We start from the raw sequence: 22,314 nt of genomic DNA on the forward strand, positions 1-22,314 counted from the left end.
TCTTGCTGTGTTGGTGCGCCGGGATGTGACACAAGTGGTGCGCAAACCCATTACATTCCGATAGTTCATAACATTCAAACCGAAGTGATCAGGTTTCCCAATGGATGAGAAGAAGTCAGCTGTTCTGGGTACGCAGAGCGCCAGCAAGATACTGCGGTTGCTGAAGATCGTGGCGGCTCATCATGCGCAGGGAATTCGTCTGAAGGAACTGATCGAGGCGTCGAGGATCGACAAGTCCACGGCGCACAGGTTGCTGGCATGCCTGCTGGAAGAGGGCTTCGTGGAGCGTGTCGGCGAATCCAAGGTCTATCGTCTGGGAATAGAGCCTCTGCAATGGGGTTTCTCGTCCGCCGGCATGGATGCGCTATCCGAGCGCTTTCGCCCGATGTTGATGCGCCTGGCCCGGATCTCCAACGACGCCGTGTTTCTGATGGTCCGCAGTGGCGACCACGTGGTGTGCCTGAGCCGTGTCGAGGGCGATCACACCACGCGTGCCTATGTCGTTGAAGTCGGAATGCGACGGCTGCTGGGTGCCAGCGCCGCGGGCATCGCCATCATGGCGCAACTGCCCGAGAGCGAAGTGGATGCCATGCTGCAAAGGCATGAGGCCGAGTACGCGCGCCAGCGGGTGACGATTGCAGAGTTGCGCGGTCAGGTGAGTCGCGCGCGAAGCGCGGGATACTCGGAAACACGCAATGTGCGGATCGATGCGGACGGTGTGGGCTGCGCCTTCGCATTGACCGAGAACTACTGGGCTGGCATCAGCATTGCGGTCGCCAAGCACCGTTCGACACCGGAGCGCTTGAAGGAGTTGGCGACACTGCTGCTCAAGGAAGTTGCACAAGTGCAGGCGGCATAGCCCGCATTGCGAATGAAAAAAAGCCTTCGGCCTCCCCACCAGGAGCCGAAGGAGCAACTCGATCACGAGCTCGCGTCTTGCCTAGAAGCGATGCCGCACGCCAAGGCTGATGCCTGATTGGCTTTTGGAGCCTGCAGCCAGGGTGCTGAGTGCCGCGAAGTTCAGGCCGGCATTTCGGGAATGGGCAGCGGCGGCGTACAGATCGGTTCTTTTGGAAAGCGCATAGATGCCCTGCACCGTGAGCTGCCGCGTTGTTGGTTGATCTCCTGCACCATTGCGTGTTTTCACGTTGTCCTGGTAGTAGGCAACGCTGAGCGAGAAGGGGTTGGCGAACTGGTAGTTCGCGCCCAGCCACCAGAAGTCATCACGCAATGCGGTGACGCCCGTGTCGCTCTTGTTTTGCCCCCAGCGATAGCCTGCCGAGAGGCGCAGTGCGGGATTCAGCTGGTATGCCGCTGCGACAGCCAGTTTGCGCGCTCGTGAGTGCGCGCCGTTCACGTCGGCACCATTCTGTTGGTCTGCGACGATAGTGGCGTTCCAGCCGTTCTGCACGTAGCTGACGAAGCCGCCATATGCGGCATTGGCTGACTTGGACGAAGTCTGCTCTCCGAATGCATAGTGCGCCTGCGCCTGCAGTCCGGCCATGTTGAAGCGGTACTTGACCGAGTTGTCATTGCGAAGATTGCCGAGCAGTGGGCTGAACGGCTCATACGCCCCGGAGTACGCCAGCGGCGCGATGAAAAGCAATGCATCGAAGATCGACGTGTACTGGCGACCCAGCGTGACCCGATGCTCCTTGGTTTCCAGGCCCATGAACGAGCCGCGGTTGAAGAAGCGGGCGGCATCAGCCGGGGTACCGGTATCGGAGTTGAATCCATGCTCCAGCGTGAAGATGGCCTTGAGCCCGTTTCCCAGGTCTTCAGAACCCCTGAATCCCACACGCGGTCCCTGCAATCCCGAGTTGCCCATGCGCAGCAGATTCGCCTTGCCGCCGCCTTCCTTGGCCTGGTTGTTCAGGTACTCCAGGTTGGTATCGATGATTCCGTAGACCGTTAACTGTGACTGTGCCGCCGCGTACGTCGAAAACGTCAGGGCGAGCATCGCCAACATCCGCGAAGGGATGGCTTTTTTCATGAGTTGTCTCCTCTGGTTGGGTGTGTTCGGTCGCGGCTTACATTTCAACGCCGCTGTCTTTGATGAGGCTGGCCCAGCGGTTCTTTTCCAGTACGAGCTGTTTCTGGAAATCTGCCGTGGAAAGTCCTCCTGCTACGTAGCCAAGATCCTTGAGGCGTGGCTGTACGTCGGGCATGTTCATGACCTTGATTGACGCGTCATGAAGCTTTTTGATGATCTCGACGGGCGTTCCCTTGGGCGCGAAGAAGCCTGCCCAGGTGGGTAGCTCGAATCCCGAGAAGCCTTGTTCCTTGAGGGTCGGAACGTCTGGCGTGAGTGGCGTGCGCTCGAGACCGGTCACACCGATCAGCCGGATCTTTCCCGTGGAGAGCATGGGCCCGAGCGTCACAAGATCGAGAATGGTGGATGTGATCTCTCCCGCCATGAGCGCCAGCGTGACCTGCGAGGAGCCCTTGTACGGCACATGCACCATGTCGAGCTGAGCCGACTTGTTCAGGTGATTGCCGAGGATGTGGGAGGTGGAGCCATTGCCGATCGATCCATACATGTGCTGGTTGGGATTGGCCTTGACGTCCTTGATCAGCTCGGCGATGTTGGTGGCCGCCGTACGCTGGGTGCTTACGGCGATCCACAGCGGGCTCTTGACCAGATCCACAATCGGAAGCAGATCGTTGAACGGGTCGTAGGGCAGCTTTTTGAACAGGTAGTAGGTCTGGATCAGCAGGGGAATCGTCAGCAGGATGGTGTTGCCGTCGGGCTTTGACTTCACAACGAAGTCCGTGCCGATCGTGGTGCTGCCGCCTGGCTTGTTTTCGACAATGATGTTGCGATCGAGTTCGATGGAGAGCTTGTCGGCAAAGAGTCGTCCTAGTACGTCGCCGCCACCGCCCGGAGCGAATGGCACGATCAGGCGCATCAGGCTCGCGTTGTTGCTGCTTCCGGGAGCAGCGCTGGCAAGCGTGCCAGCTCCCAGGAGCGAGGTCAGGCCCGCATGGGTGATGTATCGGTTGAATTGCCTGCGATTGAATCCCGGCATTGTCTGTCTCCAGCTCTAAGTTGTTTGAGGCGTGCACTGCAGTGACCGAAATTTAGGTCCTGGTGCGCAATGCCTCTTCGGAAAGCTCGCATTTTTCTCAAGCAGTGAGATTCGATCCGGACAACTACCTACGCCATGCGCGCCAGCAAAAAACGCTGCACATGGCAGCGTTTTCTGGCGTTCCACCCTACCTGTCTTCCTGGATGTCTTGATTCTTGATGTCCGCCCTCAGGCCGCTTGCCGGCATCTATCTGCGGCCAGTGCACGCAGATCGCGCTTGAGGACCTTGCCGACAGGGTTGCGCGGCAGTGCATCCAGGACGATGAGGTGCTCTGGCAGCTTGTAGACGGCGATGCGGCATTGTGTGCGCAGATAGTCGTTGACGGCTTCGAGCCGGACCTTGGCGTTGGCGTCGGGCACTACGCAGGCGCAGAGTCTCTCACCCATCACGTCATCCGGAACTCCCACCACCGCGACTTCGCGTACGCCTTCCACGCCGGCGAGCAGTCCCTCGATCTCTTCCGAGGAAATGTTCATTCCACCGCGGATGACCAGATCCTTGGAGCGTCCGACGTACCGATAGTATTGCCTTGCATCGCCCGCGATCTCGAACAGATCCCCCGACTTGTAGTACCCGTTCTCGTCGAATGCGCGGGCAGTCGCTTCGGGCGCTCCCCAGTAACAGTGAAAGATATTGGGCCCATGGAAGCGCAGTTCACCCACCATGCCGGGTTCGGAGATCTCTGCCCCCGAGATGGGGTCGACCAGCCGGGTCCTGATCTTGCGTGTGGTGCTGATGCTCCACTCGAAGCCTTCCACACCGGCTCGTGGAAAGTAGGTGGCGCGCAGTTCCGGGTCGGGGATGTCGGAGAAGTTGCCACTCAATGCCGCGCCTTCGTTGGAACCGAAGTAATTCACGATCTGCACGCCGTAGCGCTCGGCGAAGCCCTTGACCATCCATGGTGACAGCGGAGCAGAGCCGGAGCCGATGCGACGCAGCCGCGAGAAATCGATGCCTTCGAGCAGGGCCGCATTCTGCAGCAGGAGGTTGAGCACCGGGGGAGGTGCAACCGTGTAGTCAATGGATTCGGTCCTGAGTTGCTGCAGGAACACCGGCAGCGAGAAAGGGTGGTGCTGCACGACCGTGCCGCCCAGTACCAGAAACGAAATGAATGCTGTCGCGATGCCTGCCATGTTGACCATGGGAAACGGATTGAGCAATCGGGCGTGCTGTGGAAGCTCGCCTGCTTCGATGATCGAGGGGGCGATCACCAGCCATTCATTGTGGCTGCGCGGCACGCCTTTGGGGCTGGCTTCCGTGCCCGACGTCCAGCAGATGGTGAAGACGTCGTCGGCCGTGACGGGGGCACTGCGCTCCGTGGCTTGCAAGTGGCGGATCTCGTCGACGGAGGGGATGGGCTCGACGCCCAGGTTGACCACGCCAGGGGGCAGGGCTTCACCCCATGCGAGCACGGTAGTGAGTGTTGGGTGACGCGCCTGAAGCGCGCAGATGACCTGTGCGGCCTCGTAGTCCTTGCCGATGCGACCCAGCGTGATGGCCGCGACGGCCTGGGTTGCTTCGATGATGTGCGCCAGTTCGTGCTCCCGGTATTGCACCGGCACAGGCGTGACGACCACCCCCAGGCGCGCGCAGGCCAGATAGACGGCGAACTGCTCCACCACGTTGGGCAACTGCACCAGCACGACATCGTCCTTGCCGATGCCGTGGCGAAGCAGCACCGCCGAGAACCGCTCTGCTTCGTCTGCCAGTTGCTGCCATGTCCAGCGCTGAGCACAGCCCGATGCAAAGTCCGCCCGGTTGGGTGCGTCCACTGCGGCTTCCTGAGCCGCGCGCGTTGGCAGCCGTTCCTGAAACAGCTGCCACAAGGTCAGGTCGCCCCACCAGCCCAGCTTCTTGAACTTTTCGATTTTTTCTTGTGATACGAGGATCATGCATGTCTCCTGGGTATGGCAGCGCTGCTCAGACCGTTGAAGGACGGCGCGATTGCGTGATGCGAAAGCGGCTGGCCACGAACGAAAGATCCGTCAGGCTGGCATTGCCGGCGGCGTTCAGGCCGGTGACGTGATAGTCGCTATAGGCAGCTGCGAAGTTCAGTGGCATGGGGCCGGTGAGATTGATCGTCAGTTGCGCGCCTGCCCGAGCGTAGGCCGATTCGGCGCGCGCGATGAATGCTTCGTCGCTCGAGTACAGGAATGCGGTCAGACCGCCGTGCCGTGCCACGTCGCTGGACGCATTGGAGAGGGCATCGCTGGCGTCGCGGCACTCGATCACGAAGCTGATTGGGCCAAAGCGCTCACCGCGATACCAGTCGCCTGCGCCGGCCTTCACCTTCAGCATCATGGGGGTGCTGGTGCGGGCACCGGGATATTCGGGATGGGCGTAGGAGCGGGGCTCGAGCAGGACCGTTCCCTGGTCGCCTACCTCTTCGCGCAGTTGCTTCATCTGTGCGAGGGTTGCCGGCGATTGGATCGCAGCCAGGATCATGGACGCCTTCTTGGGTTCCGCTCCGATTGCGTCGACCGCAGCGGCCAGGCGTTCGGCCACATTGTCGAAACTCACCATGCCCTGAGGAGTCTTCACGCCGGCCGCTGGAATGTAGATGTTCTGTGGGCTGGTGCACATCTGCGCGCTGAACATGCACAAGGTGGTTGCGAGGCTGCGGATGGCTGCTTCCAGGTCGTCTGCAGACTCGAGCACCACGGTGTTGCACCCGGCCGTCTCCGTGAAGCAGATCGCGGGATGTGCGTTGGCTTCCACCCATTGCCCAAACTTCACGCTGCCCGTGAAGTCAACGATGCTTGTGTCCGGATGCTTGACCAGAATCTTGCCAACGGGCTCGGTCGTGCTGTCCAGCACCATGCCAACCAGGTTGGGGTCGAAGCCAAACTGCTGGAGTACCTGCCTGAACACACGTACCGAAATCGCCATCGGCAGCACCGCCGTCGGGTGCGGTTTCACGATGACGGCATTGCCGGTGGCGAGGCTTGCCATCATCGACGGCCAGGCGTTCCAGGTGGCAAAGGTGGCGCAGGTGAAGCACACCGCCACGCCGCGCGGAATCAATCGATAGGTCTTCTGAAGGCTGATGGTGGTCTTGCCGAACTTGCGCTCCCAGGTGGCGCTGGTGGCTATGCTGCTCGTGGCCTGGTCTGCGTAGACCAGCGCCTCGATGGCGCGGTCCAGTGCGTTCACGCCCGAGCCCGCATAGGCCATGTTGTAGCTTTGCCCGGCTGTGTGCATGACGGCATGTGCGATCTCGAAGAGGTGTTCGCGGTAGATCCGGTCCACGACCTCCAGCAACACGCCGATGCGCTCCCGCGGCGTGGCCTGAGACCAGCTGCGCACTGCCTGCTTCGCATCGGTGAAGACCGTGTCGATCTGCGGGTGGACGTAGCTTGTTCCCAGCGGTTTCTGCGTATAGGGTGAAACCTCCTCCGATGCGATGCCGGCCTGCTTCCCACCGCCAGCGTCGTCGCTCATCTGGAAGAGCCGTCCGCAATGGCGCTCGAATGCGGCTCGACCCAGCGCGTCGGCCTTCTCATGATCGGGATACTGCGCGGGAGTCTCGGGAAAGGGGCTCCAGCAGAAGCGCTCGCGACAGGCATCCTTGGCCTTCTCAAACAGCGCGCGATGGCGCTCCATGGGGTCGAATGTCATTGTGTTCATGCTGTTTCTCTCGATGGATGTGAGCTGTAGAGGTTGCGAAGCGCCTTCTTGTCAGGCTTGCCAAGACTTGTGAGTGGAACCTGATCCACAAGCTCGATGGATTTGGGCGTGCATACCGCGCCTTTTCTGGCGCGTACGAATTCGATCAGTGCGTGCGGATCAACGCTGGCGCCCGATCTCGGAACGACTACGGCGCGCACAGCTTCACCCCACTTCGGGTCGGGCACGCCGAACACGGCGGCTGCGGCCACGTCGGGGTGCATTCCGAGTACGTCCTCGACTTCCTTGGGGTAGACGTTGAAGCCCCCGCTGATAATCATGTCCTTCTTGCGGTCAACGATGTAGATCAGCCCGTCTTCGCCCATGCGGGCAAGATCGCCGGTATGGAGCAACCCGTTGGCCAGCGTGCGCGCAGTCTGCTCGGGAAGGCCGTGGTAGCCGGACATGAGCAGGTCGCCGGTGAGGCAGAGCTCTCCGGTTTCGCCTGTCGACACGGGCCGGTCATCGTCACCGGTCAGCACTACGTTCACATGGGGGAAGGGGATGCCCGCGGATGCCAGTTGAGCGTCGGTGGCGCGCTGGTGGGCCTGCTGGTCGAGAATCAGTATGGTGTTGGGTGCCTCGGTCTGGCCGTAGGTCTGCACCAGCACCGGGCCGAACAGGTTCAACGCCGCGCGGATGCGCGATGGCGACGCAGGGGCCGCACCGTAGACAAGCGCACGCAGGCTGGTCAACCCATGCCGAGCGGTATCCGCATGGTCCAGCAGCGCATAGAGCATGGTGGGGACGATGAAGGTATGCGTGATGTGGTTGTACTGCACGCAGCGTAGCCAGGACGCCGCTGAAAACCCGCGCTGCAGGTAAATAGTGCCGCCTGCTCCCAGTGTGGGGAAAATCAGAGAGCCCGCACCGTGGGAAATGGGCGCACTGCAAAGGGTGCGCACGCCGGCCTGCCATTCGAGTCCATCCAGCCACAGGCGCGCGTTGGTGAGCATTGCGCGGTTGCTGAGCATGACGCCCTTTGAGCGGCCGGTGGTGCCGCCAGTGTATGCAAGGCGCACGATGTCCTCGGGCTCGCCCACCGGCTGCAGGGCATGTGCATGTGCAGGTGAAGGTGAAGGTGAAGGTGCATGGGGAGATTGGCCCCAGATGCTCTCATCCTCGTCCGTGGCGTCGTGGGAGCGGCACAGCATTGCGCTAGCACTGCGTTGCCTGAGTTCCTTGGCCCGCTCGGCAAAGTAGTGTTCGTAGACGAATATCTTCGCCTTGCAGTCTTCAAGAATGGCAGCATGATCATCCGCCCCCGCCATGGCATGCAGGGTGACGGAGCAGAAGCCGCCCACATAGGCGGCAGCCATCAGGCAGAACATCTCGGTGCGGTTGCCGCAGAGCTGTGCGACGACATCGCCACGCCGCAGGCCGAGGCGGCGCAATTCGGCGATCAGCCAGGCTATCTTGTGGCCCAACTGCTCATACGTCGTGGGTAGGCCATCGGCATCCACGAACGCCACGTGGTCGGGGTGGGTGGCGATGGCGTGCGTGATCAGTTCACCCAGGGTCCTGAAGTTCGGCAGGTCCGATGCAGTGACACGCATGCTCAGGCCACTTTCTCGAGAATGGTGACGGCGGCGACGGCTTCCTCTCCGTCGTAGAACCCGCCACCGTTTTCGGCCGCTGCCAGGCGCGCGCCCTCGACCTGACGCCGGCCTGCCTCGCCGCGCAATTGCGTGACCAGTTCGTGGATCTGGATCGCACCCGTTGCCGCAATCGGGTGGCCTTTGGAGACCAGCCCTCCGGAAACATTCACGGGGATGCGACCGCCCAGCTGCGTCTCGCCGCGTTCCGCCAGCGCGCCTCCATCGCCGAAGCCGCACAAGCCCAGGTTCTCGATATGGCGGATCTCCGCGAACGAGGATGCATCATGTACCTCCACAACATCAATGTCTTGCGGCGTGACTCCGGCGCTTTCGTAGGCACGATCGGCCGCCAGGCGCCCGACGTGCTGTGTGAAATCCTCCGGTGCCCGTAGTACGCCCGTGGCGAGCCGTGACGACAGAACGCGCACCGCGCGTCGCCTGTCAAACTTCTTGAGGCCGCGCTCGGAACACAGGATCAGGGCCGCAGCGCCGTCGCTGATCGGGGCGCACATCGCGCGCGTAAGGGGCCAGCTCACCAGCCTGTCCGCGAGCACTTCATCCACCGACATCGGGTTGCGGTATTGCGCCAGCGGGTTGAACTGCGAATGCCAGTGATTCTTGGCGGCAACGGCTGCCAGCTGTCTCTGGGTGGTGCCATAGAGCAGCATGTAGTGGCGTGCCATGGCGGCATAGCTGTCCATGAAGACGCTGCGCTGTCCTGTTTCGCCGGTATCGGGAACGGGCAGGGCCTGCGACAGCAACTGCAGGGTGCGCAGTTGAGCGGAAGCGATCTCGCGATCCATGCCCCCCATGAAGGCTTCGAACATCAAGTCGCGCTTCTCGGGGAAGTTCATCTTCTCTGTGCCTGCAACCAGTGCCACGTCGCACTGTTGTGCCTTCAGCGCCGCAAATGCCTGGTTGAGCGCGGTGGAAGAGCTGGCGCATGCGTTGTCGCAGTTGATGATGGGTATGCCCTGCACGCCGTTGGCCCGCAGCGCCGCTTGTCCGCGAATGCCGTGCTGGCCTTCGAGTACGCCCTGACGCGTATTGGCAAACCATGCCGATTCGATGTCGGGCAGCGCACAGCCGGCATCTGCCAGCGCTGTCTTCAAAGCCAATCCGGTGAGCTGCTTGACGGACTTGTCCAGATGCTTCCCCAGCGAGGTCATTCCGATGCCGACGATATAGACATCACTCACGGTGCTCGCTCCTGTCACGCAGACACTGCGCTTCGATGCGGGGTGTGCGAGCCATCTTTCTCATCTCCATGTTTTGTACCTTGTTATGCGAATGACTGCATTTTGAAATTTACAATGAATAAATCAGCATTAGATGTTCATATATTGGACGAAATATGAAAAATTCTGCACAAGGATCCCAGACCGTGGCGCGGGCCATGGGGGTGCTCCGCCTGGTCTCTTCGCATGCAAAGGATGGAATGCGCGTGCAGGACATCGTCGATGCAGGCGAACTGAGCCGGCCCACGGTGCACCGCCTGCTGACGGAACTGGTGGAGTGCGGCCTGCTCATGCGCTCATCACAGCGTCGCTATTTCCTTGGGCAGTTCGCATATGAGCTGGGCATCTCTGCCGCATCGCACTTTCATCTGCGGGAAATCTGCGAACCGTTCCTGGAGCGGGTGGCGCAGGAAACTGGCGACACCGCATTCCTGGTCGCGCGCAGCGGCGCGGACTCGTTCTGTCTCGATCGCAAATCCGGCAGCTTTCCCGTCAAGGTGTTCACGGTGGAGGTTGGCAGCCGCCAGCCCTTGGGGGTGGGGGCCGCAGGGCTTGCCATCCTGAGCTGGCTGCCCGTCGACGCATTCAACCATGTGATGGAGCGCAACGCCGCGCTGCTGCCCAAATACGCAGGACTGAGCTTGGAGCGGTTGCAGAAGGCCGTTGCACATGCCCAGGAGATCGGCTATTCGAAGATCGCCGATTTCGCCGTGCCGGGAGTCTCGGGTGTGGGGATGCCTGTCCTTGATCCGGCAGGCCATCCGGTAGTTGCGTTGAGTGTGGCCACCGTCACGGCACGCATGTCTCCGGAGCATGAAGAGCAGGTCGTGAAGGTCATCCGGCATGAGACTTCGCAGTTGCGCAACGTGCTTCTGAAGCACAAGGTGGCAGTGTCCTGACGTTGCCGTCCGCCGTGTTGGCATTCCACGCGAAGCTTGCACTGGTGCCCGCGGAATCGTGCGCGCCGCGCCATTGCAGGCCTTGGCGTTGATGCACGGATAGCCCCCCTGCAGCAGACCGAACAGCCTGCACAGGGCCGCGGGGCAGCCTGTTCCGATTGGGGCAGGGGGCATGCGAGTGTGAACTCGCCCGAATTCGGTTCAGTTTTCAGAATGTCCGAATGCTGGACTCGGTGAATTCACTGATCAGGTTTACCTCTGGTTTGTCGCTTTTGTTACTTGCCAATGGTCGGTGGGTCGATAGTATTTTGAGTTAGTTCAATATACGAAGTGATAAAGGTATATGACAGTTCAAACTATTAGAGAGTTGCCCAACCTCATTGACGCCGGAGATCATCCGTACTTGCAGGATGCGTGGACTCCGCTGCTGCAAGAGGTCAATGCCTCCGACCTGAAAGTGTTGGAAGGCGAGGTGCCCCGTGATCTGGATGGCGTCTATCTGCGCAACACGCAGAACCCGGTGTTCCCGTCGCTGGGCCGGTACCACCCCTTCGATGGCGATGGAATGATCCACATGGCTTCCTTTCGTGATGGCAAGGTGGAGTACCGCAATCGATTCATCGCCACCAAGGGTTTGACCGCAGAGCTCGAGCGCGGTGAACGCCTGTGGGCGGGCCTGATGGAGGATCCCGCACTCTCCACCCGTCCGGGCTGGGGCGCGCATGGCGGTATCAAGGATGCTTCCAGCACCGACGTGGTGGTGCATGCGGGCAGGGCGCTCACCACCTACTACCAGTGCGGCGAGGGCTATCGGCTGGATCCGCAGACGCTGGAGCAGCAGGGCATCCCCTCGTGGTCGCCGCTGGACGGTATCTCCGCGCACTGCAAGGTCGACGAGCACAGCGGTGAACTGCTGTTCTTCAACTACTCCAAGTACCCGCCCTACATGCACTATGGCGTGGTGGATCGTGCTGACAAGCTGGTGCATTTCACGCCCGTGCCGCTGCCAGGGCCGCGCCTGCCACATGACATGGCCTTCACCGAGCATTTCGTCATTCTGAATGACTTCCCGTTGTTCTGGGATCCCGAACTGCTCGCACAGGGCAAGCACGTGGTGCGCTTTCACCGTAACATGCCCTCGCGCTTCGCGGTCATTCCGCGGCGCGGCAGCGAGGCGGATATCCGCTGGTTCGAGGCAGAGCCCACCTTCGTGCTGCACTTCCTGAATGCCTACGAGGACGGCGACGAGATCGTACTGGACGGCTACTTCCAGGACGAGCCCATGCCGCGCAATTTCGAGGGTGCACCTGCAGGCTACGAGCGGATGATGTCCTACCTCGACCAATACAAGATGGGTACGCACCTCCACCGCTGGCGCTTCAATCTGGCAACCGGCGAGACGACGGAGCAGCGCCTTGACGACCGCGTGCTGGAGTTCGGCATGTTCAACCAGCGCTACGCAGGCAAGCCCTATCGCTATGCCTACAGCGCGGTGCAGGTTCCGGGGCGCTTTCTTTTCAACGGCTATGTCAAGCACGACCTGGAAACCGGGCAGTCGTGGCAGATCATGCTGCCGCCGGGGCAGTTCGCCAGCGAAGCGCCGTTTGCACCACGCCTCCACGCCAGGGCGGAGGACGACGGCTATCTGGTGTCGTTCATCACCAATGAGAACACCCAGCGTTCCGAAGTGGTGCTTGTCGATTGCCAGCGTTTCGAAGCAGGGCCGATATGCCGCATCGAGTTGCCCCACAAGCTGTGCAGTGGCACCCATTCGTGCTGGACCAATGGCGCCGACCTGCGGGACGGGCTGCTCTCGGGGCAGTGCTGAAGATCGTGCGGAATTTTTTTATCAAGTTAGTTCAATAAAAATAGGTAATTGCCAGATGTTGAAAAGACCTTTCGTCGACGGATTACGTTTACCCGTGTTTGCCGCGCCGATGTTTCTCATCTCCGGCCCGGATCTGGTGCTCGCAGCCTGCCGGGCGGGCATCGTCGGCGCGTTTCCCACCCCGAATGCGCGGCCCATTGCGCAACTGGACCAGTGGATGAAGCAGATCACCGAAGGCATCGCGGCCGCGCGTGATGAACTGGGTGCCAGCCGTGTTGGTCCCTGGTGCGCCAATCTGGTCACACATTCCTCCAACACGCGTCTCGCCGAAGACCTGGAACTGATCGCGAAGTACAAGCCCCCTGTGGTGGTGACGGCGCTGGGCAGTCCCAAGCCTGCGGTCGAGGTCGTGCACTCATATGGAGGGCTGGTATTTGCCGATGTGATCTCCATCGGGCTTGCCAGGAAGGCGGTGGCCGCAGGTGCCGACGGGCTGGCCTGCGTGTCTGCCGGTGCGGGGGGCCATACAGGCTTCCTGTCGCCGTTCGCCTTTGTCAGCGCGATCCGCGAGTTCTTCGACGGTCATGTGGTCGTAGGAGGCGGTATCAGCGACGGCTGGGGCGTTGCCGGCGCGATTGCATCGGGCGCGGACTTTGTCTACATGGGCACCCGCTTCATTCCCACCGCAGAGAGCATGGCACCGGACGGATACAAGCAGATGATCGTCGACAGCACGGTGGACGATCTCATCGTGAGCGCGGGCATCACCGGCACGCCTGCCAGTTGGCTCAAGCCATCGCTGCGCGCCAACGGGCTCGATCCCGACAACATGCCGAGCGCGCCCGATCGCCAGTACGACAGCAATCAGACCGCGGGCCGTAAATGGCTCGACGTGTGGGCTGCAGGCCAGGGGCTGGGGGCGGTGAAGGCGGTGGAGCCGGTTTCGAAGATCGTCGACCAGCTCGCTCTTGAATATGGCGCGGCGATGCAGCGCATCCGTGGATTGAACTATGGCGTCTGACGCCATTCTTTCGAGGACAGGAACATGACCCAGGCATACATCATCGACGCTGTGCGCAGCCCGCGCGGACGTGGCAGCGACAAAGGCGCGCTCAAGAGCCTCAAGCCGGTGGACTTGCTGGCCCAGCAGCTGAAGGCACTGCAGGAGCGCACCGGTATCGACACCTCCGAAGTCTGCGACGGGCTGTTTGGCTGCGTGACGCAGACCGCCGATCAGGGATCGAACATCGGCAAGATGGCTCTGGTGCGCGCGGGTTGGAGCGATGCGGTGTCGGGTCTTACGCTCAACAGGTATTGTGCATCCGGTCTTACCGCCGTGCAGTTTGCGGCGGCGCAGGCCATGGCCAACGACGGTGTGGCCGTGGCCGGTGGCATCGAGATGATGTCCCGCGTTCCCATGGCCAGCGACAAAGGACCGCTCACGCACGACCTGGAGTTCCAGCGCCAGACCATGCTGGTGCCGATCGGCATAGCGGCGGACGCCATCGCCACCATGGAGGGTTTCACGCGCGAGCAGTGCGATGCCTATGCGCTGATCTCACAGCAACGCGCCATCGCGGCGCGGGATGCCGGCCACTTTCGCTCGGTTGTTCCGGCCAGAGGGGAAGGCGGGACGGTGTTGCTGGCGCAGGATGAGACCCCACGTGCGGGTACGACGCTGGAGTCCCTGTCGGCGCTTGCAGCGGCATTTGCCGAAATGGGCCAGAAGTATGGAGTGGATGCGCTGCTGTGCAAGCAGTATGGCCTTGCTGCCGTGAATCATGTGCAGCATGCCGGTAACTCACCCGCCATGGCCGACGGCGCGGCCGCCGTGCTGGTGGCCAGCAAGGCCAGCGTGGAGCGCCTTGCGCTCAGGCCGCGCGCGCGCATCCTGGCCACGGCAGACGCATCCATCGACCATGTCCTGGCCCTGACCGGCGCGGCTGACGCCACCCGCAAGGCGCTCAGCCGGGCCGGCCTGACCGTGGACGACATCGATCTCTTCGAGGTGAACGAATCATTCGCCGCGCTCATGCTGCACTACATGAAGCACCTGAATGTGCCGCATGAGAAGCTGAATGTGAATGGAGGCGCCATCGCGCTCGGTCATGCCATGGGTTCCACCGGCAGTTCGCTCGTCGGCATGGCGCTGGATGAACTCGAGCGCAGGGGCGCTAAGCGTGCCGTGGTGGCGATCTGCGGCGCAGCAGGCGTGGCGGTGGCGATGGTTATCGAGCGTGTCACAGCGGACACTGTATGAGCCAGCAGCCCGAAGACATCGATCTCACGCTCGTGCGTGAAGCGCTGGATACCAGCACGCTCAGCCACGGCTTGAAGATCATCGGTGACCACCGAACGGCGCAGGTCGTGCTGGGCGCCTTCGTGGGCAAACGCCGTTTCGATGACTGGCTTGCCAGCGCGAACATTCCGCGCCACACGCTCGCGGAGCGCCTGAAGTCGTTGGTGCAGATGGATGTGCTGCGCCCGCGGCTGTACCAGGAACGTCCCGAGCGCTACGCTTACCATCTCACAACCAAGGGCATGGCGCTGTACGACTCGGTGCTGATGATCTGGGACTGGGAGCAGAAATACGGCGAGCGGAATCAAGCGCTGCCACCGCGTCTCACGCACAAGAGCTGCGGCCATGTGTTCCATCCCGATCTGGCCTGCAGCGCCTGCAATGAGCGCGTGACCATGCAGGATCTTTCGTATGAGCTGATGCCCAACGCCAAGCTGCCTTACGACAGCGGAGAGTCCATCCGCACGCCGCGCCTGCGCGTCGACACCGATGCCGGCTTCGAGCTCGGGCTGCGCGTGGATCGCTGGAGTTTGCTGATCATCGCGGCTGTCACGCTGGGTTGCCACTACTTCGACCAGCTGAGCTATGTGCTGCGTATCGGTCCGGGCGTGTTGAGCAAGCGGCTGGCGAGCATGGCGGAATCCAATCTGCTGGTCTCCGAGGCGGATCACGCTGATGCGCGCAGGAAGCGCTACAGGTTGACGCCGGCAAGCCGTGGCCTGTTCGGCTACATCGTCTGCCTGTCCACCTGGGCCGGAACGCACCATTTCCGCGAGCCCAGTTCCATCCGGCCCACGCACAAGGATTGCGGTCAACCGTTCATAGCCCAGGTGACCTGCAGCCACTGTCATCAGGTGCTCAAGCCCTGGGACGTGACATTCGATATACCGCAAGGATCCACAACATGAGCGAGGGGATGCAAGTATTCGCGCAGCTCACGGTCAATGGCATTGCCGTGGGTGCCATCTACGCGTTGGTGGCGCTGGGCGTGGTGTTGATCTACAAGGCCACCGAAGTGCTGAACTTCGCTCATGGGGATCTTCTGGTCATTGCGGCGTTCTCGGCATGGGGCTTCATCACCGTGATGGGCCTACCGTTCTGGCTGGCCGTTCTGCTCACCGTTGCGATGACGGGGGGCATTGCCTATGCGCTCGATGCCTGGGTGATCCGCCGCATCGCAGGCCAGCCCCAGTTTGCAGGCGTGATGCTCACCATTGCGCTGGCGTTCATGATCCGTGGGCTCGTCAGCATGCTGTTCGGCCCAGAGTCGCGCAACTATGCAACCCCCTGGACCAACTCGACCACGCGTGTTGCGGGGCTGCAGATTGCCGACCTGCAACTGGTGATCCTGGGGGCGGCGCTGATCGTCACCATGGTGCTGTATTTCTTCTTTCGCCATACGCGCCTCGGCGTTGCCATGCAGGCTGCATCGCAGAACCAGTTGGCCGCGTATCTCAACGGCATACGCGTCAAGCGAGTGAATTCTCTGGTGTGGGCACTTGCCGGCGGCATAGCAGCGATTGCAGGCGTGCTGCTTGCACCCATCACGCTGGTGGACACCACTCTCTGGCTGGTCACGCTCAAGGCCTTGGCGGCGTTGGTGCTCGGGGGCTTCGGAAGCATTCCGGGCGCGATTGTCGGGGGGCTACTCATTGGGCTGGTGGAGCAATACGCGGGTGTGTACATGCCCCAGGGCTCCAAGGACATCGTCGCCTATCTGGTCCTGATCGTGGTGCTGATTTTTCGTCCTCATGGACTGCTGGGTGAGGCGCACGGGCGCCGCGTCTGAGCACAGGTCACAAAGGAAACTCCATGAGATTCGATTACAACACCCGATACCGCGACAGTTTCAAGCTGCTTGCGCACCCCGCCGACAAGCTTGCCTATGGCGCGCTCATTGCCGTGCTGCTGATATTGCCAACGGTGGCGAGTTCGTTCGTTCTTGGTGAGCTGGCGTATGTGTTCATCCTGTGCATTGCCAGCCTTGGGCTGATGCTGCTTACGGGTTATACGGGGCAGGTCTCGCTCGGGCATGCTGCGTTTGTCGCCATTGGTGCCTATGCCCATGCGTGGCTGATGTCCAAGGGCATGCCGCTGCTTCTGTCCGTGCCGCTGGCGGGGCTGATCGCCGGCTTTGCGGGGCTGCTACTCGGCATCCCGGCCATTCGTGTGTCGGGGCTGTACCTGGCAATGGTCACCATGGCCTTCGCCATCATCGTCGAGCAGTTGATCGGCCATTGGGAGTCCGTTACTGGCGGCTTCACCGGAATGGCTGTGGCGGAGGCACGCATCGGAGGCTGGTCGCTCGGCAATGCCACGGCGTTCTACTACCTGTGCCTGGCCGTGCTGTGCGCCGTATTCCTCGGGTTGCTCAACCTGCTTCGCTCGGCGAGCGGCCGCTCGTTCATGGGCGTGCGCGATTCGGAAGCCGCCGCATATTCGCTCGGCATCCACGTGCGCGCCGTGAAAGTGGCTGCGTTTGCCATTTCCGCGGGCATCACGGGTATTGCCGGAGCGCTGATTGCGCATCACCTGCAATACCTCACACCCGATGGATTCACGCTGCTGCTTTCCCTGGAGCTTGTGCTGATGGTGGTGATCGGCGGGGTGGGGAGCCTGCGCGGTGCGATTCTGGGTGCCGTGCTCATCAGCATGTTGCCGACGGCAATCTCGCGCATCAAGCCGCTGCTGCCCGAGAAGATGTCCACGCAGTTCGGGTTGGAAATCTTTGTCTTCGGTCTGATCCTTGCGCTCTTCGTGCTGTTCGAGCCCGGCGGCATGAACGGGCGCTGGCTGAAGCTGCGCGCATTCCTGCAATCGTTCCCCCTGTATCGGCGCGATACCTTCAAGCGCCAGAAGCGCTACATGAAGTCGGAGCGTTATCGATGAGTTCCATGCTTGCTTCCAACCCCTTGCTCAAGGTGCGCGATCTGACGCTCACCTTCGGTGGCGTGCGTGCCATTTCCGGGCTCAACCTCGATGTACACGCGGGAGAAGTGCTTGCCATCATCGGCCCCAATGGGGCCGGCAAGACATCGATGCTGAATGCGATCACGCGGGTGTTCGACGCGTCCGGCGGCCAGATCCTGTTGAAGGAGCAGGACCTGGCCAGCGTGCCAAGGCATCGCATCGCACAGTACGGCATTGCGCGCACATTCCAGAACATCGAGCTTTTCGATGCCGCCACCGTGATGGACAACCTGCTGCTCGGCCGCCATCGCTTCAGGCATGGCCGGTGGTGGCAGCAGGTCCTGCGCACACCTTCGGTCACGCGCCATGAGGAAGTGGCACGTGCCCAGGTTGAATCGGTGATCGAGTTCCTGGAGCTCTCCGCGTGGCGCAACTCCCCGGTCGCCAGCTTGCCGTACGGCGTGCGCAAGATCGTCGAGCTGGGCCGTGCGCTGTGCACTCAGCCGGAGTTGCTGTTCCTGGATGAACCTGCCTCCGGCCTCAATCCGGAAGAGACGCGCGAACTCGCATTCTGGATTGATGACATCCGTACGGACCTGGGCATCACCGTGGTGATGGTCGAACACGACATGTCGCTCGTGAGCGCCGTGGCCGACCGGGTGATCTGCATGGCCCAGGGCGCCGTGCTGTCGCAGGGAACCCCCGAGCAGGTGCAGCGCGATCCTGCCGTTATTTCCGCCTACCTTGGCACTTGAGCCGGGAGACTTCAATTGAGTGCATTGCTGGAAGTAAAGAATCTGGAAACCTGGTACGGGCCGATCGTTGCCATCCAGGGCGTGAACGTTCAGGTTCAGCCCGGACGCATGGTGGCCGTGCTGGGAGCGAATGGTGCGGGCAAGACGACATTGCTCAACACCGTCGCCGGTGTCATCGACCCGTTCAAGGGCGAGGTGCAGTTCGCCGGCCGGACTGTGAGTCGCCTGGATGCGGACGAGGTTTGCCGCCTCGGGCTGGTGCTGGTGCCCGAGGGGCGGCAGGTATTTCCGTTTCTCTCGGTGCAGGACAACCTCGCCATGGGGGCCTATACACGCCGCGATACCGATGGCGTGCAGCGTGATCTGGAGCGGGTGTACGCATGGTTTCCCCGCTTGAAGGAGCGCCTGCTGCAGCACGCCGGGCTGCTTTCGGGCGGCGAGCAGCAGATGGTTGCAATCGGCCGTGCATTCATGGCACGCCCGCAGCTGTTGATGCTGGATGAGCCATCGCTCGGGCTGTCGCCATTGCTGACCAAGGAGATCTTTTCGATCATCTGCCGTATCCGCGATGAGACGGGAACGGCCATCCTCGTGGTGGAGCAGAACGCGGCGATCGCGCTAGCGCACGCCGACGATGGCTACATCATGGAACTGGGGCGTGTGGTGGCTGCCGACACCTGCGCGGCACTGTCGAAGAAGGCCGACGTGCAGAACTCCTATCTCGGTGGGGGAGCGCACACCGGAGTGACGGGCACAGCGCAGCGCTGGAAGCGGAGAAAGACATGGCGATGATGAATGAAGCGATCCGCTATCTGGAGCAGGATACGCCTGCCAAGCTGTTCCGCCTGCGCAGCCTGCAATGGGCGGATCAACCCGCATTGCGCCGCAAGCGCCTGGGCCTGTGGGAGAGCGTGACCTGGTCGGGCTACTACGCCAATGCGCGCGCGGTCGGGCTGCAACTGCATGCATCGGGGCTTGAGCGTGGCGCAGTGGTCTGCGTGCTGGCCGAGAACCGTCCGGAATGGCTGTATGTGGACATGGGGGCGCAGTGCATGGGGCTGGTGAGCAACGGCATCTACCCCACGTCATCGGCGGACCAGGTGCTCTACATCCTGCAGAACTGCAGCGCAGAGGTCGTCTTCGTCGAGAACCAGGAGCAGCTCGAGAAGGTGCTTGCCGTGCGCGGGCAATGCCCCGCGCTTCGCACCATCGTGGTCATGGAGCGCGACGGACTGCGGGATTTCTCCGATCCGCAAGTCAGCTTCTTCGATGATTTCGTGCTGGAGGGCCAACGACGCGCAGCCACCGAAACGGCTGTGTTCGAGGCCGCGATCGACAGCGGGCGCTCGGAGGATGTGGCGTTTCTCGTCTATACGTCGGGAACGACAGGGGCGCCGAAGGGCGCGATGATCCTGTGCAGCAATGTGGTGTTTCAGCTCACGCAGGTGCAGGAGTACCTGGACGTCCAGCCGGGCAACAAGTCACTGTCGTTCCTGCCGCTGTGTCATATCGCTGAGCGCATGTCCACCGTCTTCAATCCGCTCGCGGTAGGACTGATTGTGCATTTTCCCGAGAATGCCGGCACGGTCACCAACGATCTGCGCGAAGTGGCTCCGCACGTACTGTTTGCGCCGCCACGCTTCTGGGAGAAGATGTACTCGCAGGTCGATCTGTTCATGCGCGATGCCGTGCCGCTTGCACGATGGGCCTACGCCAGGGCGCGGGAGAGCGGTGCGCAGGCGGTGGATGCGAGGCTGAGTCGTCAACCCGTCCCGCGACAGGGCTGGTTCACGCGGTTGGTGCGCTGGGCGACGCTTCGCAACGTCAAGGTGTTCCTGGGCCTGCAGAACGTGCGCAGTGCGCTCACGGGAGCAGCTCCGGTGCCCGCGGAACTCATACGCTGGTTCCTGACCTGCGGCATCGAATTGCGCGAAGCCTACGGTATGACCGAAACGGCAGGCTTCTGTGCATCCACACCCAAGGGGGGCATCAAGCTGGGGTGGGCGGGCATGCGGTCGCCGGGAACGCAAATGCGCATCGGCGCGGAAGGCGAGATCCAGGTACGCGGCCCCAACGTGTTCGGAGGGTATCTTCATCTGCCCGAGCAGACCCGCGAGGCGATCGATGCCGAAGGCTGGCTGCGCACCGGCGATTGCGGTGAGATCGACGAGGCTGGCTACGTGGCAATCCGAGACCGGATCAAGGACATTCTGATCACCTCGGGCGGCAAGAACATCACGCCCAGCCATATCGAGAGCCTGCTCAAGTTCAGCCCATACATCACGGATGCCGTGGTGATCGGCGATGGTCGCAACTTCCTGACCTGCCTCGTCATGCTCGATCAGGAGCACGTGGCACGGTATGCGCAGGAGCAGCAGATCCCCTACACCGACTACACCAGCCTGGCACATGCGCCGGAGATCGCCGCGCTGATCCGCAGCGAGGTCGAGCGCATCAACCCGCAACTCGCGCGCGTGGAGCAGATCAAGGACTTCAGGATCATCGACACGCTGCTGAGCGCAGAGGACGAAGAGCTCACGCCCACGATGAAGCTCAAGCGCAAGGTGGTCGCACGCAAGTACGCACCGCTGATCGATGGCATGTATGCGAGCCCTGCCAAACCGCTGCCCGTTGCCGCGTGAAACACCACAACCAAGGAGACAAGAAATGACCGAAACGACTGCACGCACCCTGCCGATCCATCGCCGGCGCCTGCTGGCCTTTGCATCTGCGCTGACCCTGGGCATGGCCCATGCGGCTGGCGTGAGCGACAAGGAAATCCTGCTGGGCACCCACCTTGATCTCTCGGGGCCGACCGCAACAGGCTCCGCCATGCTGCGCAACGCCATGCAGATGCGCATCGACGAGGCCAATGCGAACGGCATCCACGGCCGCAAGATCAAGCTGGTGACCGAGGACAACGGCAGCCAGCCGCAGATGGCCGTGCGCGCCGTGCAGAAGATGATCCGCAGTGACCAGGTGTTTGCCATCGTCAACTCGTTCGGCTCGGGAACCAACGCCGCCACGGTAAAGATGGCCACCGATGCGGGTGTCATCGTGTTCGGTCCCTGGGCCGCATCGGCGGTGATCCAGAAAGTGGCCGGAAACAGTCCATTGCTGTTCACCACTGTGCAGAACTACGATTCCACCACTGCGACCGGCCTGGGTTGGGCCATCAAGAATTGGGGTGTGTCGCGCATCGGGGTGATCTACCAGGAAGGCCCCTTGGGTGATCTGATGCGCACGGGCGTCGGCATGGCCATGAAACAGGCCAATCTGAATATTGCCGCCGAAGCCGCATACAAGGTGGGCGATATCGACTTCTCTTCCCAGGTCGCCAAGATGAAGGCGGCCAACGTGGACTTGATTTTCTCGGGCACGGTGATCCGGGAAACCGTGGGCGTGATGTCCGAGGTGAAGAAGCTCAACTGGACGGGCGTGAAGGTCCTCACGGGCATCCCAGGCCGCAGCAGCGTTGTCACGGCACTGGGCAAGGACACGGTGGAAGGCCTCTACGGCATTGGTGGCTGGAAGCTGCATGACCCCGCCACGACGAGCGACCCCTCGGCCAAGAAATTCTTCACCGATTACAAGGCCCGCTTCGGCCAGGACGCCGACGAGAACGCAGCCAATGCCTACTCGTCGATGGGGTGGTTCATCGACGGCCTGCAGGCCGCGGGCCGCGACCTGAGTGCAGAAAAATTCGCCAAAGCCATGCAGGGCGTGACGCACGAGGACTTCACGACCTATACGCGTCTTGGCTGGAAAAACAACCATGCCATGCCTGAACTGGTTTCGATTGATCAGGCAAAGGGTGGCAAGTGGGTGCAGATCGCCCCGCCTACTGATGGGAAATGACGAGTCATGCGTGCATTGCAGGCAAGGACCGACCATCTGATTCGACGCCTGGAAAGCATGCGCATCGATCCCAAAGAGTGAATTGAGTCTGTTGATTTTTCAGTCCTGCCCGCCGGGCAGGCGGGGAAGTGCTGTCCTGAAATATGCAGTGAGCGCGCTGCAGGCAGGCCATA

18 protein-coding genes are annotated in these 22,314 nt (G+C 61.8%); 12 read left to right on the top strand and 6 right to left on the bottom strand.

Annotated elements, in window-relative coordinates; translation table 11 throughout:
- Positions 1-100: 100 nt before the first annotated feature.
- Positions 101-859: an IclR family transcriptional regulator gene (locus tag H9K76_RS10035; RefSeq protein WP_187600005.1), complete on the top strand. Its 759-nt coding sequence runs from the start codon at positions 101-103 to the stop codon at positions 857-859.
- An 81-nt stretch (positions 860-940) separates the two neighbouring features.
- Here H9K76_RS10035 and H9K76_RS10040 read toward each other — a convergent pair whose 3' ends face one another.
- From H9K76_RS10040 to H9K76_RS10065, 6 genes are all read right to left on the bottom strand, one after another.
- Entirely contained in the window at positions 941-1,993 is a 1,053-nt protein-coding gene (locus H9K76_RS10040) for a porin (RefSeq protein ID WP_187600007.1), read from the bottom strand.
- Positions 1,994-2,030: 37 nt separating this feature from the next.
- Entirely contained in the window at positions 2,031-3,029 is a 999-nt protein-coding gene (locus H9K76_RS10045) for a Bug family tripartite tricarboxylate transporter substrate binding protein (protein WP_187600009.1), read from the bottom strand.
- Between the two features lie 228 nt (positions 3,030-3,257).
- The gene (locus tag H9K76_RS10050; RefSeq protein ID WP_187600011.1) at positions 3,258-4,982 is read right to left on the bottom strand and encodes a class I adenylate-forming enzyme family protein; all 1,725 of its coding nucleotides are present in this window, start codon (positions 4,980-4,982) and stop codon (positions 3,258-3,260) included.
- A gap of 28 nt (positions 4,983-5,010) precedes the next feature.
- Positions 5,011-6,717 (bottom strand): phenylacetic acid degradation protein PaaN, encoded by a 1,707-nt coding sequence (gene paaN, locus H9K76_RS10055; RefSeq protein ID WP_246475439.1) that lies wholly within the window; start codon positions 6,715-6,717, stop codon positions 5,011-5,013.
- A complete protein-coding gene (locus tag H9K76_RS10060) occupies positions 6,714-8,312 on the bottom strand; it encodes an AMP-binding protein (protein ID WP_187600013.1) in 1,599 nt (532 codons plus the stop codon). The genes paaN and H9K76_RS10060 overlap by 4 nt, the downstream gene beginning before the upstream one ends.
- Positions 8,313-8,314: 2 nt before the next feature.
- On the bottom strand, positions 8,315-9,553 hold the full coding sequence (locus H9K76_RS10065; RefSeq protein ID WP_187600014.1) for a thiolase family protein: 1,239 nt from the start codon (positions 9,551-9,553) through the stop codon (positions 8,315-8,317).
- Positions 9,554-9,708: 155 nt separating this feature from the next.
- On the opposite strand from H9K76_RS10065, the gene H9K76_RS10070 reads away from it, so the two are divergent.
- From H9K76_RS10070 to H9K76_RS10120, 11 genes are all read left to right on the top strand, one after another.
- On the top strand, positions 9,709-10,491 hold the full coding sequence (locus tag H9K76_RS10070) for an IclR family transcriptional regulator (RefSeq protein ID WP_187600016.1): 783 nt from the start codon (positions 9,709-9,711) through the stop codon (positions 10,489-10,491).
- Between the two features lie 343 nt (positions 10,492-10,834).
- Complete coding sequence (locus tag H9K76_RS10075) at positions 10,835-12,319, top strand: carotenoid oxygenase family protein (RefSeq protein ID WP_187600017.1); 1,485 nt, start codon at positions 10,835-10,837, stop codon at positions 12,317-12,319.
- 55 nt (positions 12,320-12,374) lie between these two features.
- Positions 12,375-13,340 carry an NAD(P)H-dependent flavin oxidoreductase gene (locus H9K76_RS10080; RefSeq protein ID WP_187600019.1) on the top strand — a complete coding sequence of 322 codons (966 nt, stop codon included), beginning with the start codon at positions 12,375-12,377 and terminating at the stop codon, positions 13,338-13,340.
- A gap of 24 nt (positions 13,341-13,364) precedes the next feature.
- Entirely contained in the window at positions 13,365-14,579 is a 1,215-nt protein-coding gene (locus H9K76_RS10085; RefSeq protein ID WP_187600021.1) for an acetyl-CoA C-acyltransferase, read from the top strand.
- On the top strand, positions 14,576-15,526 hold the full coding sequence (locus H9K76_RS10090) for a winged helix-turn-helix transcriptional regulator (RefSeq protein ID WP_187600023.1): 951 nt from the start codon (positions 14,576-14,578) through the stop codon (positions 15,524-15,526). Before H9K76_RS10085 ends, H9K76_RS10090 begins: the two co-directional genes overlap by 4 nt.
- Positions 15,523-16,407, top strand: coding sequence for a branched-chain amino acid ABC transporter permease (locus H9K76_RS10095; RefSeq protein ID WP_246475440.1), 885 nt, complete (start codon positions 15,523-15,525; stop codon positions 16,405-16,407). The genes H9K76_RS10090 and H9K76_RS10095 overlap by 4 nt, the downstream gene beginning before the upstream one ends.
- A 23-nt stretch (positions 16,408-16,430) precedes the next feature.
- Positions 16,431-17,507: a branched-chain amino acid ABC transporter permease gene (locus H9K76_RS10100; protein ID WP_187600025.1), complete on the top strand. Its 1,077-nt coding sequence runs from the start codon at positions 16,431-16,433 to the stop codon at positions 17,505-17,507.
- On the top strand, positions 17,504-18,283 hold the full coding sequence (locus H9K76_RS10105) for an ABC transporter ATP-binding protein (RefSeq protein WP_246475441.1): 780 nt from the start codon (positions 17,504-17,506) through the stop codon (positions 18,281-18,283). Before H9K76_RS10100 ends, H9K76_RS10105 begins: the two co-directional genes overlap by 4 nt.
- A gap of 15 nt (positions 18,284-18,298) precedes the next feature.
- Positions 18,299-19,075 carry an ABC transporter ATP-binding protein gene (locus tag H9K76_RS10110; RefSeq protein ID WP_187600027.1) on the top strand — a complete coding sequence of 259 codons (777 nt, stop codon included), beginning with the start codon at positions 18,299-18,301 and terminating at the stop codon, positions 19,073-19,075.
- Positions 19,066-20,925 (top strand): AMP-dependent synthetase/ligase, encoded by a 1,860-nt coding sequence (locus H9K76_RS10115; RefSeq protein WP_187600029.1) that lies wholly within the window; start codon positions 19,066-19,068, stop codon positions 20,923-20,925. The genes H9K76_RS10110 and H9K76_RS10115 overlap by 10 nt, the downstream gene beginning before the upstream one ends.
- Positions 20,926-20,950: 25 nt before the next feature.
- On the top strand, positions 20,951-22,141 hold the full coding sequence (locus H9K76_RS10120; protein ID WP_187600031.1) for an ABC transporter substrate-binding protein: 1,191 nt from the start codon (positions 20,951-20,953) through the stop codon (positions 22,139-22,141).
- Positions 22,142-22,314 lie beyond the last annotated feature (173 nt).

It is taken from the genome of Diaphorobacter ruginosibacter (assembly GCF_014395975.1).
Lineage (GTDB): Bacteria > Pseudomonadota > Gammaproteobacteria > Burkholderiales > Burkholderiaceae_C > Diaphorobacter_A > Diaphorobacter_A ruginosibacter.